The sequence below is a fragment of the Companilactobacillus furfuricola genome, from assembly GCF_003946325.1.
In the GTDB taxonomy this organism is placed as follows: domain Bacteria; phylum Bacillota; class Bacilli; order Lactobacillales; family Lactobacillaceae; genus Companilactobacillus; species Companilactobacillus furfuricola.
Window position 1 is genome coordinate 1 of record NZ_RHNT01000056.1, and the last position, 15,469, is coordinate 15,469.

General features: G+C 37.6%; 10 protein-coding genes and 1 pseudogene. 3 read left to right on the forward strand and 8 right to left on the reverse strand.

The features are described 5' to 3' along the window. Positions 1-431 precede the first annotated feature (431 nt). Both EKM78_RS10690 and EKM78_RS10695 read right to left on the reverse strand, forming a co-directional pair. Positions 432-1,974 (reverse strand): annotated as a pseudogene (locus tag EKM78_RS10690) (ABC-F family ATP-binding cassette domain-containing protein). Between the two features lie 63 nt (positions 1,975-2,037). Beyond that, entirely contained in the window at positions 2,038-3,192 is a 1,155-nt protein-coding gene (locus tag EKM78_RS10695; protein WP_125772108.1) for an LCP family protein, read from the reverse strand. Positions 3,193-3,451: 259 nt separating this feature from the next. On the opposite strand from EKM78_RS10695, the gene EKM78_RS10700 reads away from it, so the two are divergent. After that, the gene (locus tag EKM78_RS10700; protein ID WP_125772110.1) at positions 3,452-4,231 is read left to right on the forward strand and encodes a threonine/serine exporter family protein; all 780 of its coding nucleotides are present in this window, start codon (positions 3,452-3,454) and stop codon (positions 4,229-4,231) included. A 9-nt stretch (positions 4,232-4,240) separates the two neighbouring features. After that, the gene (locus EKM78_RS10705) at positions 4,241-4,702 is read left to right on the forward strand and encodes a threonine/serine exporter family protein (RefSeq protein ID WP_125772112.1); all 462 of its coding nucleotides are present in this window, start codon (positions 4,241-4,243) and stop codon (positions 4,700-4,702) included. A gap of 43 nt (positions 4,703-4,745) precedes the next feature. On the opposite strand, the gene EKM78_RS10710 is transcribed toward EKM78_RS10705, so the two are convergent. Both EKM78_RS10710 and EKM78_RS10715 read right to left on the reverse strand, forming a co-directional pair. Beyond that, positions 4,746-7,370, reverse strand: a complete 2,625-nt coding sequence (locus EKM78_RS10710) for a transglycosylase domain-containing protein (protein ID WP_125772114.1) — start codon at positions 7,368-7,370, stop codon at positions 4,746-4,748. 8 nt (positions 7,371-7,378) lie between these two features. After that, on the reverse strand, positions 7,379-8,677 hold the full coding sequence (locus EKM78_RS10715) for a hypothetical protein (RefSeq protein WP_125772116.1): 1,299 nt from the start codon (positions 8,675-8,677) through the stop codon (positions 7,379-7,381). 74 nt (positions 8,678-8,751) lie between these two features. Between EKM78_RS10715 and EKM78_RS10720 the strand changes: the two genes are divergently transcribed. Then, entirely contained in the window at positions 8,752-9,678 is a 927-nt protein-coding gene (locus EKM78_RS10720; RefSeq protein WP_125772118.1) for a hypothetical protein, read from the forward strand. Between the two features lie 59 nt (positions 9,679-9,737). Here EKM78_RS10720 and EKM78_RS10725 read toward each other — a convergent pair whose 3' ends face one another. The 4 genes from EKM78_RS10725 to EKM78_RS10740 are packed head-to-tail and all read right to left on the reverse strand — an operon-like array spanning position 9,738 to position 14,920. After that, entirely contained in the window at positions 9,738-11,021 is a 1,284-nt protein-coding gene (locus tag EKM78_RS10725) for an adenylosuccinate synthase (RefSeq protein ID WP_125772120.1), read from the reverse strand. 19 nt (positions 11,022-11,040) lie between these two features. Beyond that, positions 11,041-12,417, reverse strand: coding sequence for a replicative DNA helicase (gene dnaB / locus EKM78_RS10730; RefSeq protein WP_125772122.1), 1,377 nt, complete (start codon positions 12,415-12,417; stop codon positions 11,041-11,043). 7 nt (positions 12,418-12,424) lie between these two features. Then, positions 12,425-12,880 (reverse strand): 50S ribosomal protein L9, encoded by a 456-nt coding sequence (gene rplI / locus EKM78_RS10735; protein ID WP_125772124.1) that lies wholly within the window; start codon positions 12,878-12,880, stop codon positions 12,425-12,427. 15 nt (positions 12,881-12,895) lie between these two features. Further along, positions 12,896-14,920, reverse strand: a complete 2,025-nt coding sequence (locus EKM78_RS10740; RefSeq protein ID WP_125772126.1) for a DHH family phosphoesterase — start codon at positions 14,918-14,920, stop codon at positions 12,896-12,898. Between the last annotated feature and the right edge of the window lie 549 nt (positions 14,921-15,469).

The following is a 15,469-nucleotide window of genomic DNA, read 5'->3' on the forward strand; positions in this document are numbered from 1 at the left end:
AGGTCTACTTCTTGTTGGTCGCCGAAGCTCTCAACAAGCGACTTAATTATTTTAACATGCTATCAACTATCTGTCAATAACTTTTTAAAATAATTTTCTTAGCAACTTGATGAACAAGTTCATCTCATTGCTTGTCGTTCCTTACCGGAGCAACTTAATTATCATATCGAATCATCAACCTCATGTCAACAACTTTTTTTGATAATTTTCAAAGCAATTTGATGTGTTCATCTCATTACTCATCATCGCCTCGGAAGCAACTTTATTACTTTATCAAAGCGTCAACATCATGTCAATAACTTTTTTAAAATAATTTTGACTTGCGATGTTCGCTTGCGCTTGCATCCCTTGCCGTTGTTGCTGTCCTTCGTGACAACAAATAATATCTTACCAATTCGAATAGTCACATGCAAGCTATTTTTTTAAAAAAATCAATTCTTTTTAATTTGTTCAATATCGAGAACTTTATCTATCCAATCACTACTGTAAAAGTCCTCTTCGTGAGTTACTAAAATAACGGAACCTGGGTAGTTTCTCAGTCCCTTTCTAAGCGATGCTTTACTCTCATCATCCAAATGGTTCGTTGGTTCATCCATGAATAAGAAGTTGGTTGGCTCAAACATCAAGTCAGCTAGTTTGACCTTAGTCTGCTCCCCACCTGAAAGTGAGCGTAGTGGTGACATCGTTTGTTGACTAGTTAGTCCAGTCCGTGCCAAGATTTGACGCACTTCTTTATTGTCGGACTCTGGATGATCTTCACTCACTACTTTGAATGGCGTCTCTAAGTTACTCTTCCAAATAAGATCCTGCTTAAAGTATCCTAACTTTCACTACCTCAGAAAAGTCAAAGTTACCTGCTTGTGGCTTGAGCATCCCTAAAAGAGTTTTGATCAAAGTTGTTTTACCGATACCATTGAATCCTTTGATGACCATCTTTTCACCACTAATAAGAGAGAAATTGAGTTCTTGCTCAAACAAAGGCTTGTCGTAACCGATCTTCAAGTCATTGACTTCGAGTACCATTCTTGAACTAGGGATTTCTTTATATGGGAAACTGAAGCTAGCGATAGTCTTGTTTCCTGGTGGTGTTAAAACATCCATATGCGAGAGTTGTTTTTCTCTACTCTTAGCACTATTAGACCGAGACCCTGCTTTAAACTTACGAATGTAGGCTTTAGTCTTAGCGATTTTTTCTTGTTGCTTAGTATAGGCCTTCATATATGTTTCTTTATTAGCTGCTTTTTGCTTAGTAACTTGTTTAAGACTTCCAGTATATTTGGTGATCTTACCGAATTCGATGTCAGCAATACAGTTAACAATCTTATCCAAAAAGCCGTAATCATGGGAAATTACGATAAAAGCGCCGCTAAAGTTATTTAAATAATCTGATAGCCATTCGATGTGATTAGTATCCAAGTAGTTAGTTGGCTCATCCAATAAGATCATATCGGGATTTTCCAAAAGGATCTTGGCCAAGATGATCTTCGAACGTTGTCCACCAGATAATTTAGAGACGTCATGATCGTAACCAATGGCGTCTAATCCTAGACCAGTCGCTACTTGTTCGATCTTAGTGTCGATCTCGTAAAAGTCGTTGGCGTCTAATTTTTCTTGGAGCTTACCGGCTTTTTCCAAGTCTTCATCACTTGGGTCGTTCATATAGATCTCAGTCAATTGGTCGTTAGCCTTATATAAGTCTGAAAAAGCTGTCTGAAGATACTCTTTGATCGTCATCCCTGCTTCCAGTTTAGCCTGTTGATCCAAGTATCCTACTGTCAAGTGCTTTTGCCAGGTGATCTTGCCTTAATCTGGTTCCAGTTGTCCCGTTAAGATCTTGATAAAGGTACTCTTACCGACCCCGTTTTGACCCGTGATCCCTAAATGGTCTTCTTTATTAACTTGTAAATTAGCATCATCATACAATCTTTTGTCCAAAAATTGTTGTGTTAGGTGCTGTACTTCTAAAACGCTCATAATTTACTTCCTTCTACATGATAAGAGGCTGAGACGGTGTTTTCGCCTCAGCCTCAAACATAATTATTCAGATGTTTGATTACTCTTATATATTTTGTATGTTTGTGGGATATCCCCTTCATAATTGAATGAGAATCCCCTTCTTTGATTCAATCGATTGAGGCGCGTTTCCTCATTATTGACGGTTTCTTCTGATAGATCGAGTTGCTTTCTAAGTTTATCAGAAACTCGTTGGATCTCCTTAGTTGAAGCTAGCTCATAAGATACGCCATCGACCATTTGACCATATCCTTGCAAATGATCAGATTTGATGTCATCTGCAGCGTCTCGATAGTTGAAGAACATCGTCTGCATATCATTGAAACTTAAATTGGTAGTCATTGAATCAGAAATACTATCCAGTACGTCCTTAAAATGAGTAAAGGTCTTAGCACTGGCAGCACTCTTAATAATAGCAGAGATGATTTGACGTTGTCTTTGTTGACGACCATAGTCACCATTTGGATCATCGTGTCTCATTCTCGCATAATCAAGTGCTTGTTTTCCATTAAGATGCATTTTACCTTTGGTGAAATTAGATGGAGTCTCACCTGAATCACCATATGAAAAACTAAACGGTACATCAGTGTCAACTCCGCCGACACTATTAACGATTTTCTTCAAGGAGTTAAAATCGACCTTAATATAGTAGTCAATTGGCACGTTGATCAATTTTTCCGTCGTTGTGACCGCGCTACCCGCATCGCCAATGTTATAGGCGGAGTTGATTTTTTGAATCTTCTTCGTATTATTGTATTGGCTCTTCCAGATCTGAGTTAACGTGTCCCGAGGGATCGAGACCATCGTCGTCTTCTTAGTCTTTGGATTGACGGTTACGACGATCATCGTATCGGAATTACCCTTATAGTTAGTCTCAGTATCACGAACACCATTATCAGTCGTATCAACACCTAGTAGTAAGATCGAAATAGGCTTGCTATCAGAAATCTTGGTTGAAGCTTGTTTTCCTGCTAAGGGCTGAAATGTCTTATCAAGTGAACCTTGAGCTTGAGCATATAGCCTAAATCCATACGCACCGACCACAAAAAAAGCAATCAATAGTGTTAGACCTAGTAGCTTCAAAAAAGCTTTATTGACCTTTCCTACGTTATTAAAGGCTAAGGCATTATTGTGTGTTAACTTGCGACGCTGGCGCGACATGTTATTGTTATTATTCATAGATAAACTCCATTAAGTTTAATGTACGATTTTAAAATTGCATCGACAATAAAATAATATTATACAGCTTAAGTATAGTTCCAGTCAGTAATTTTGTTATATATTAAACGTAACCACAATTATTTGAGTTTGTTATATTAAAATAGCAATCATATGTGACTTCATTAAAAATTATGTATTTAAACACCTCAAATAATTATAAAAGATTCATCCATTCTGTCAAACTGAGCAATTATGACTATACAAAGTAGGTGATCCCTTGAAAGAAATAACAACAAATAAGTTACCTGAAAATAAGCTATCCGAACATGAACTATCTGATCTTTGTCTAAAGACAGCCTACCTCTTAGTAAATGGTGGAGCTGAAACGTACCGTGTTGAGGACACGGTCGAACGGATCGGTGCCTCACTAGGCAGTGACGTTAAATGCTACGTTACTGTAACAGCCATTTTTATTGAAATCAACCATAAAAGCTATAAATTTATCAAAGCTAGGCTTGGTGGCACCAACTTACAAATGATCGATGAGATCAATACTATGTCTCGTCAATTAGCCGTTAAAACTATGACTGCCGATGGATTTAAGCGTCACATCGATCATCTTTATAAGTACAAACGAACGTCTGATTTTCCATTTACGATCAAAGCGATCGGAGCGGGCTTCGTTTCCATGGCGCCAATGTTATTGTTTGAAATGCCTTTGTACTATTTCATCTATTGCTTTTTCGTCGGCATCATTGGATACACGATATCTTACACATTATCAAAGTTGTCAATGCTTCCTTATGCCGATCTCTTCATCGCGGGCTTTATTATTGCTCTATTAGGTATCCTTTTAAAACGAGTCGGATTGATCACCCAATATCACACGATCATCATTGGAGCGATAATGCCACTAGTTCCAGGAGTGGCGATCACTAATGCAATTCGAGAACTAGTCATGCGTCACGCATTGAGTAGCATGGTTAAATTCTTAGACTCACTACTAGTCGCTAGCAGTATCGGTTTTGGCATTGCTAGTGCCTTGATCATCTTTTAGGAGGCTATCATGGACATCTTCTTGAATGTACTACTGGGTGGACTATCAGCCGTTGGTTTCTCGCTGATCACTAATGCTCCTAGAAGAGCTGCAGGTATCATCGGGATAACAGGCGCACTCAGCTGGACTGTTTTTTATATTTTAAAAAATTACTCACATATGAATATCTTGATTGCTAACTACGTTGGGGCCTTCATCATCGGGATACTTGCCTATTACTTCGCTAGGATGTATCACTTACCGGAAAATATCATCGTGATCCCATGTTTGGTCAATCTAGTGCCCGGAGGGAATGCTTATCGGACTATCCTCTACATGGTCCAAAGTAACTACAATGGTTCGATAAATCAAGGACTACAAACTTTCTTGATTGCTTCTTTCATCGCCATTGGTTTGTTTACAACACCATACTTTGCAGCTTCGATCAATCGTATCAAAATGATCCGGGAAAAACGTAATCGCACAAACTAAAAAACTGCTAACTAGTTCTGATTAGAAAACTAGTTAGCAGTTTTTAATTGTCGATATAAAGTTTTAAGTCAGGAACAGTCCCACCGTAACTTCTGATTTCATTCATCAAGTTGATCAATTCTTGTTTTTGATCTTCTTTGTCGTCATCGTTATTCTTGTAAGCTTGTTTGACTTTCTCGACTTGTTGATTGTATTGAGGCATTAATTTATCGACCATCTTCTTACGTTGCCGGTTACGCTGAGATTGGATCTTGCGCTTCTCGGTATTGTACTTCGAGAGTCGACTATTTTCTTTCTCCGCTTCAAATGCAGCTTGATCTAAATTTAATTGTTTTTGCAGATCCAGGATTTGAGCAGAGAACTGTTTCTTGGCCTTTTGCCGTTTAACATTGATATTCAAATACCTGATTTTTTGCAATTGATTTAATTTAGATTCGTATTGAGATTCTTTCTTTATCGGAGAACTTTGATATTTTTGCAATGCTTTCTTAACTTTAGCTTCACGCTTGAATTCTTCCTTTTTGGAAAGGTGGTAAATGATCCGGTAATCCATGTTAAAAAGTCGTTCGCTATTTTTCTTTTCTTGAGCAAAATTGAATTGGCTAAAATTAGTATCGATGACATCTTGGATCGACTGCGTCTTTTTCGATTCATCAATGGTTAAACGATCACCAGATACGTTAACACTATTTGGCTTTTTAAAATCAGTTTCTTTTTGGCCAAGTTGATCGACCAAGTATTCACCTTCAGCCTTAAAAACTTTCATTGGCAATTGTTGCTGACTCGAATTTAACACCGTGTTGTGGTCGTTACCAGTCCACGTAGCAATGGTAAAACTCGGCGTCATTCCCACAAAGTAAGAATCCTTATTATTGTCGGTTGAACCTGTCTTTCCAGCAGTATATTGATAGTTGTCTAGTGCAGCAGCCTTTCCTAATCCATCGGTGATTACAGACTGCATAATATTCAAGGTCATATAGCTAGCATCTGAAGTATATATTTTCTTTTCCAGATGACGATTTTGATAAATCATGCGTTCATTGGAATCATCATATACACTAGTTAAATTGCTAGGATGAATGAAGTTACCTTGACGAGAAAAGCTACTATAAGCTGACGCCATTTCGGTGGTAGTGGTTCCGTATTCAAAACCACCAATAGCAATAATCGGATTTTTGTCGTGTGGAGTCAGTCGTGCAAATTCCATTTTAGCGAGATCATTGTAATAAGATTTATCTTTGTCTTGCATCGCTAATTTCATCGCCACGGTGTTCACTGAGTTCTCCAAAGCAGAACGTAGTGTCATCGAACCACGATAACCAGAGTACCAATTCTTGACTCCAGCCACGGCTGAATCAGTGATCGTACTTTGTGGTAAATAGCCACGTTCAAAAGCAGGTGCGTAGGCAACTAATGGTTTTGCAGTTGATCCAGGTTGACGATAGCCGTTAACAGCACGGTTTAATTGATCGTGTTTAGTGCCTCGACCACCAACGATGGCTAACACGTCTCCAGATTGATTGTCTATGACGGTGCTAGAAACTTGTGGTTGTAACTTGCCATCTGAGTCATGACTAGAATTCCCAGCATACGTCTCGTTGACAATAGATTCAATCTTAGCTTGGAGTTTGGGATCGATAGTAGTGTGGATGTTAAAGCCGCCACTCATCAATTGACCCAAAGCACGTTGATAAGCTTGCTGATATTTTTGATCGTATTTAGTTCTCTCAGTATTAGAAGTAAAACTATACTGCATTGAAAAGCCAGACGACTTCATCAATTCTTCAGTAGCATTATTCATCGCGTAATTGATTGCATAATTTTTGGAGATGTCGTTATCAAAAGTATGCTGGTTGACTTTTAACCCTAGAGGTCTTTGGCGAGCTGTTGAATATTGCTTGTCAGTTATTAATCCTTCACGATCCATAATACTCAATACCATATTACGTCGTTTGATCGAACGTTCAGGATAGGTAACTGGATCATAATAAATCGGATTGTTGGGAATTCCGATCAACATGGCGACCTGATCTAGACTAAGATCTTTTTGATCCTTTGAGAAATAATAATTAGCTGCACTGCTGAACCCATAATTAGAATGACCCATATACACATCGTTAATATAAAATTCTAAGATCTGTCTCTTGCTGAATTTCTTTTCTATTTCCTGGGAAATAACCATCTCTTTAATTTTACGAGACACCGTCTGAGATTGATCTTTTAAAACAACATTTTTTACTAGTTGTTGTGTTAAAGTCGATCCACCTTGAATTCGATGTTCAAAGATCCTCGATACAATCGAGCGCATAATTGCATAAGTATCGACTCCATGATGAATATAGAATCGACTATCTTCGACATCGACCAGCCCCTTTTTAATGAGTGGATTGATTTTCGATGATTTTGTATAGTCAGAATCTGACCTTAAAAATTTAGTCAGTTCTTTACCATTTTTATCATATACAATAGTAGAGTTTTTCGGATAAAAGTCTTTAGCATCTAATCGTTTACTATACGAGTATCCGTCCGCAATTGCAGTTTTGACTAAGGATCCATATTTCAACCAGACTGCACCCACTACAACGAAGAATAATATGACAATGGCCAGTAATATCTTAGGCCATTTCCTCTTTTTGACTTTCTTTATTTGTTCTCTTTGCCTGCGCATGTTGTCCCCTATTTAACGTAGAATAATAGACCATTTGTTGCCTTTGCTTGAATTGTACTCAAGCCTGAATTTGAGACGCTGACTCCATTGCTGTAATTATTTCCTCCAGAATGGATGAATCCAATTGTCGAAGAGTTACCAAAATATATCGAAGTGCTTAAACTTGAATTGTTTTTGAACCAGAATACTGGGCGTGCTGCATTATAATCTGCTGTGCTGTTATCTGCATCGCTGATTCCTAGCTGAGCTAATGATGACTCGTTCGCATCATTCAAATATTTACCAAAACTACTTGAAGACTGATCAGTAATAATGGCTGCACTGTCTGATGCAGAATTAATGATGTTCTTAATCGTGTATGATCCAGATGTCACATTTCCATTTGAGACATTAATTGCACTACCATCGGCAACGTAATTATCTCCTGTTAACGTCATGAATGTTATTTCACTCTTTGATTTATCATAATACAAAACATGTTTATCAGTGATTCCTGCTTGTTGCAATGAATCAGTTGCTTTTGATGAGTTTTCCAAGCTTGAAATGATATCGACATTAGCTGGTTTATACTTCATAGTCAAAGGCGAATTCTGAAGCGCAGCTAGTTCAGCTTTAGCATTAGCTAATTTGCTATCTTCATTTGAGTGACTATTATAGTAATCATTCATAGTCGAAACTTTATGTGATAGATCGTTTTTCACTTGTCTGTTTTTGATTAATTTATCATAAGTATTGACCATCGAAATATTCTTGATCGTCAAACTAGCTTTATTATTGTTAAATTTATCCCACAGATCATTGATATATTTACTAACATCTTTAGTTTGTTCAAACCATATCTTAATCGTATCTAATTTATTCTTTTGTGTCTGGTAAACATCCTGATTCTTTTCCTTCAATAAAGTTTTATCCAGAGAGTCCAATCGATCTTCTGTAACATCATTTTTATACATCGTTTTTCCATTGTATAAAGCAGCAACGTCCTGATTTCTCTGATCACGTTGCTCGAGTTGATTTGCTAACGATCGATATTGATCCACGACTTTTTGTGAGATGACATGTCCATTACTAACATGGATCACCTTGCCAATAAAATGTATTTGACCTTCATTAACGTTCTTTTTAATGACTCCTAGTTGTTGATCCTGATATTGGTTTGAGATTTGTTTAGAAATAGTTGCATTTACGGTCCCTAATGAGAAGCTAATAAAGAACACAACTGCAGTAATAATAGCAACTACTTTTGCAGCAATCAAAAAACGTGAAGTTATTTTACTGTCGTTTCGTAAAACTTTCTTATCTTTCATTGTTTTCCCCGTATATGTTATTTCTTTCGTATACTATATATATTAGAATATCTTTTCGTTAAAGGTGGAATATCTTGAAAAATTTAACTAAAAAACAAATTAGCTGGATCATAGCTTTAATCATCCTAGTTATCTTAGCAATTGTTTATTCATTCAACATATTTAACTCTCGAACTAAGACTGTTAATGCCATTTCGCAAATAACTATTCCCTTTTCTTTGATCGTAAATCCCAACAATGTGGATCGTGGTGTAACTCCTGACGGAATCAATACTAATGTCAAAAATATTGAATCTGAGAAAAAGAATGTCATTTCTATGGTAGAAGGGATCAATCAGAATTATAAAGATAATCACAAATTATATTTTCTTTCTAAGCAACAACAAAAAGAATTGAACGATAAAGTAAAAAAGCAACCTCATCAATACATTTTTTCTATCACCCTACTTAATTTTGGAAAAGACCATTCCGGAAAATATTTTACGATCAGCTGTAATCAATACAATGATACAAAAACCATTGTCAGTTACAGATATATTCTCCACTATCAAAAAGAACAAATCACCACTTCAAGATACGTTGGCAAAAAATCAAATAAATATCCGCCAGATTTTTTAATCAAAGACATTGAGGTTGGTAAAGATGGCATCAAGGATTCCAAATCTTTCACTCAACAATTGCGTACAGCTATTATTAACTCTGGATTAATTTCCAATCAAAATGCCATTCCTGGTGATTTCAATCAAATTGCCATTAACATTGGATTGGACGGAGATGATTCTAACAAAGGCTTATATCAATTAGCTAAACACGCAAATTCACGTTTGACCAATTTTGCCATCACGGGCTATGAAATTTCAGATGTGCCTCGTTACTCACGAATATTCATTAAACAAATCAACAACGATAATAACTACTATTATACGTTAACTTACAATCGGAATTCCAAAAAATACATGTCATTGCAAGCTGGGATTCATTCCAATAGATTAGCAAAATAAAAGAGACATCTTCAAAATAACGAAGATGTCTCTTTTATATTTCCCGGGAAATATTTCTATTATTTCCACACATCGTTTACGATGATTGTTTGATCACGATCTGGTCCGACTGAAATAGTTGCATATTCCACATCAAGTTCCTCTTTTAAGAATTCCAAGTATGCTTTAGCAGCGTCAGGTAATTCATCAACGCTCTTAACTTGAGTGATATCTTCACTCCAACCATTGAATGTCTTATAGACTGGTTTACATTTTGCAAGTAGATTTAAGTTTGCTGGATATTCATCAATTAGTTTACCATTGTAGTCGTATCCTACACAAACTTTGATTTCATCTAATCCTGTCAAAACATCTAGACAGTTCAATGACAAGTGAGTTACACCAGAGACATTGCATGAATGTTTGAGGACGACTGTATCTAGCCAACCAACACGACGTGGACGATGTGTTACTGTTCCGTATTCATGTCCTGCGTCACGAAGAAAGTCGCCAGTTTCATTATTTTGTTCAGTTGGAAATGGACCAGCACCAACTCTAGATGTATAGGCTTTAACTACACCGATAACTTTATCGATCAACGGAGCACCAACACCAGCACCTGTTGTTACACCACCTGCTGGGTTTGATGAAGTTACGAATGGATAAGTACCATGGTCGATATCAAGCATGATTCCTTGGGCACCTTCGAACAATACATTTTGGCCGTTCTTTAATTCCTTGTTCAAATATGCTGAAGTATCGATCACACGATCTTTAACTTGTTGTCCAAAGTCATAATATTTTTCAAAAATGTCATCAAAGTTCATAGGTTCAGAATCATAGATCTTTGTAAATAATTCGTTCTTTTGATCTAGTGCGTCTTTTAGAAGGTCTCTAAACAGCTCTTTATCAAGGATATCAGTCATTCTGATCCCTACGCGCGCTGATTTGTCCATATAGGTCGGTCCTATGCCTCGATTAGTTGTACCGACCTTAGAATCTCCCTTAGAAGCTTCTTGTAATTTGTCTAACTTAATATGGTAAGGCATGATCAAGTGAGCCCGATTTGAGATCTTCAAATTTGAAGTATCTACGCCTTGGTCATGTAAGCGCTTCAACTCTTCCAATAAAGATTCAAGATTTAAAACTACACCATTACCAATAATACTTGTTTTATCAGAGTACAAAATACCTGAAGGTACTGATCTCAATTTGTAGACTTGGCCATCAATATTTAATGTATGACCAGCATTGTCTCCACCTTGGTAACGACCAATGATGTTTGCCTCGCCACTAAAATAATCAGTGATTTTACCTTTACCTTCGTCGCCCCATTGGGTACCTACTACTACAACAGTTGTCATTTCTTATCCACCTATACTATTAATTTTCTGGAATATTCGCGATTGAAGAAAACTTATTATACGACTTAACAAACAATAGTTTAGCCGTACCACGCGGACCTGAACGGTTTTTTGCAATAATTACTTCTACTTCACCAACGTCTTGGTCTTCTTGATCCTCTGGCTCACTGTTTCCATCTTCGTCTTCATCACGATAATAATCATCACGATAAAGGAAGGAAACGATATCGGCATCTTGCTCGATCGAACCGGATTCACGCAAGTCGGAAAGCATTGGTCGTTTATCTTGTCGAGCTTCCACCCCACGAGATAACTGTGATAATGCGATGATCGGACAATGTAATTCTTTAGCTAATTTCTTCATATTACGAGAGATAACTGAGACTTCTTGTTGACGGTTCTCTTGTCCAGTACCTTCGATCAGCTGCAAGTAATCGACGACTACTAGGTCGACTTTTCCTTGCTCCTTCTCGAGGCGACGACATTTTGAACGGATCTCAGCCATCTTAACTCCTGGAGTGTCATCAATATACACATCTGAATCAGCTAAATTACCCATTGCTACGACTAAACTGCCCCATTGGTTCTCATCCAATTGACCAGTTCTCAATGCGTTAGCATCGATCGAACCAGTTGAACAAAGCATCCGGTTGATCAATGATTCCGCACTCATTTCTAGTGAGAACATAGCGACCGTAGCGTTGCTCTTCATTGCCGCATTCTCAACTAAGTTCAATGCAAAAGCTGTCTTACCTACACCAGGACGAGCGGCCAAGATGACTAGCTCATCCGGATGCAAACCAGTTGTCATTGCATCAAGATCTTTATAGCCAGTCGACAGACCAGTTACGTCTGTATCCTGATCATAAAGTTTTTGGATCTCAGCGAATGATGATTTAACAACATCACTGATCTTTCTGAATCCTTGGTGAGATCTATTTTCAGAAACATCCATGATCTCACGTTCTGAAGCATCGATGATCGAATCAAGATCTTCGTTTTCATCGAAACTTCGATTAACGATATTTGTAGCTGCATTGATCAAGCTACGTAAGACCGACTTTTGTTTAACGATCTTAGCGTAGTACTCAGTATTAGCAGCTGTAGGTACAGCGTTTGCTAAATTGGCGATGTAAGGTAATCCCCCAACATCTTCCAAATGATTCGTCCGATTCAATTCATCTTGGATCGTAACTGCATCAACTGGACCATCGTCAACTTCATTAATAGTGACCATAGCTTGAAAAACTAATTGATTAGCATGTTGATAAAAGTCTTCCGGTTCCAAGTACTCCATTGCTTCCGTCAACGCATCTTTACTAAGAAAGACCGCACCTAAGACAGCTTGTTCAGCCTCACGATCATTAGGTGGGATCCTAGTTATATCATTATTCATTTATTACCTACTTCTTTTCAACGATATGTACTCGAATAACTGCTTCAACTGTATCAAAAATCTTTGCGGGTACGTTGACGTATCCGAGTGCTTTAGCTCCCTCGCCAAGACTCATCTTATGCTTATCAACTTTGATACCGAATTGCTTGTTCAATTCCTCAGAGATTTTCTTAGTTGTGACTGATCCAAAAAGTCGACCATCTGTTCCGGCCTTAGCTGGAATTTCAACAACAGTTTTGTCATCCTCGATTTTACTCTTTGTAACTTTAGCAGCAGCTAAGTCAGCTTCATAATCTTTTTCTTCACGATTTTGTTCTGCCCTTAGTTGAGCCATATTTGATTTTGTGGCTTCGATAGCCTTGTGATTTTTAATTAAAAAGTTTTGGGCATATCCTGCAGCAACGTCTTTGACTTCACCACGTTTACCCTTTCCTCTTACGTCCTCGATAAAGATAACTTTCACAGTACAAACCTCCGTTTACTTTTTGTTTTCCGCATTATCGGTTAGCACTTCGACCAACTGGTCACGTGCTTCTTCAACAGTCACGTCCGCAATTTGAGTAGCGGCATCAGACAAGTGACCACCACCACCCATTTTTTCCATAATGACTTGGACGTTGACTTTTCCTAAACTACGAGCAGAAATACCTACTCGACCATCAGGACGTTTACTAATAACAAATGAAGCTTCTACCCCATTAAGCGACAATAATGTATCTGCTGCTTGAGCAACGATGACTGGGTCATACGACTTATCATCCTCACCAGAACAAACAGCCATATTATCTCGTACCATTAAGATAGATTCAATCAAATGGTTTCGTTCAATGAATGAATTGATGTTTTCTTTTAGAAGTTCTTGGATCAAGGTCTCATCAGCACCAACTGATCTCAAGTAACTAGCCGCATCAAATGTTCTCGTACCGGTTCTAAGTGAGAATGATTTAGTATCGACCGTGATACCAGCTAGCATTGCTGTAGCTTCAAACTTATCGATCGACTTCTTATTCTTAGGTTGATACTCGAGCATCTCAGTGATCAATTCACTAGTTGACGATGCATATGGTTCGATATAGATCAACATAGGATTTTCTGGGAATTCTTCCCCACGTCTATGGTGATCGATGACAACAACCTTATCCGATCCTTGATCGAACAATTTTGGATTGATCGAAATACTTTGCTTAGAAAGATCGACCATCACGATCAAGGTATTTGGAGTAACGATGTTATTTGATTCTTCAGAAGAAATAATATCCTTATTAGCTTCTGGATCCTCTTTTTCAATTAGATTGAGCAAGCGAGCAACATCAGTATGCAAGGACTTTCGATCAACTACGATCTTACATGGCGTGTTGTTCATCGCTGCGATCCGACGAATACCTAGTGAAGAACCAATAACATCCATATCAGGATGATTGTGACCCATGACGATAACTTGGTCGCTATCTTTCAACAACTCTTGGAGAGCTTCACTGATCATCCGTGCACGGACACGCGTTCTCTTCTCCATAGGGTCAGTATTTCCACCATAGAAACGCGCTTTCTCACCAATACCACGAACAACAACTTGATCACCACCACGTCCTAGAGCTAAGTTCAGATTCTTCTGAGCTTCCTCACTAAGAACGGACAAGTCATCGACACCGTATGAAAATCCCATACTCAATGTCAAAGGAACATTTTGCTGGGAAGTATATTCTCGGATCGTATCAAGCACTTTAAAACCTTTTTCCTCTGAGGCAAAAAGTTTTCCTGAATAAGCCAGGATGAAAAAGTGGTCATCATCGATCCGTTTCAAAAACATCTTTCCACGTGTTGCCCAATTAGTTAATTCATTAGTAACATAATTGTCCAAATTTGAAATATCACGATCACTCATCGACTGAGTAATTTCAGCATAATTATCTAAGTAAACTTGACCAATAACAGAACGGTTATTCTCGTAACGATTTTCCATTTCTGCATATTGGGTGATCTCAAATAAATAAATGACCCGCAACTCACGTTGAACTTGGACTAAGTAATACTTATGACCAATCTTGATAGTTTTGCTACTACCATGCTCAGAATCCTCTTCCTCATCAGAAGTAACAAAAGCTAGCAGATCCGGAGAAATATCCGCAATATTCATACTATAGATAGGTTCCAACCCAGTTTTCTCAACAAAGTAAGGATTGACCCACTGAACCTGACGGTCCTTATCATACAGCAAAATACCCAACGGATACTCAACAAAACTATTATCAGTACCCCGATCGATCCGGTATTGCAAATCAGTAGTATATTTTCCGGCTTTCTCTCCCAAAAGCAGGAACAAGTAAACAAATAGGATCAAAGAGATCACTACTAGAATAGCTTGTATATAACCACTCACATTGCCGTGAATGATTCCTACAATAAAAATCGAAATCAACATAACAACTAACGAAGCACCTGTTAATTGAGTCGAATGATCAACTCGAGAGAGGAAATATCGAAGGTTATATTTTATATTTTTCATATCAATTCCCCTTTTAATATACCCTCTAATTTTATCACAGCTAGCCTCTCACCTCACTGTTATTAGGGGAATAAATAAAATAGAAGAAACACGACTGACCAACGATCCAAGAAAAAAGGCAAAAGATTGAAAGCGATTTAAAAAAATCCGATATCCGATAAACGAATCAAACTGAATATCCAATATCGATTGGAAAAATGACAGGATGATCAAAATCAACCATCGTAATTTTTAAAGACTACGAAGGGACAAGTAAAGGACAATAAAAAATTTAACTAGATATAACGAAGCAATTTTTCATAATAAGATCCAGATAAAAACAAAAGCAGGATAGGATTCAAAGTGGAAATCTAAACGGCACAAAAAAACAATACATCGTTCCCACACCAAAAAGATCAATGATATATCTTAGGTTCTGTGGTGGATGGAGAAAATTCGCCGTCAACCATAAAATTTCACTTGGTGGTTTACCGGTTCTCGTCGTGGTTTGGTTATTTTGATGCATTTATTTAAGAAGAGGCTTATATACTCAATGCCAATTTTCATGAG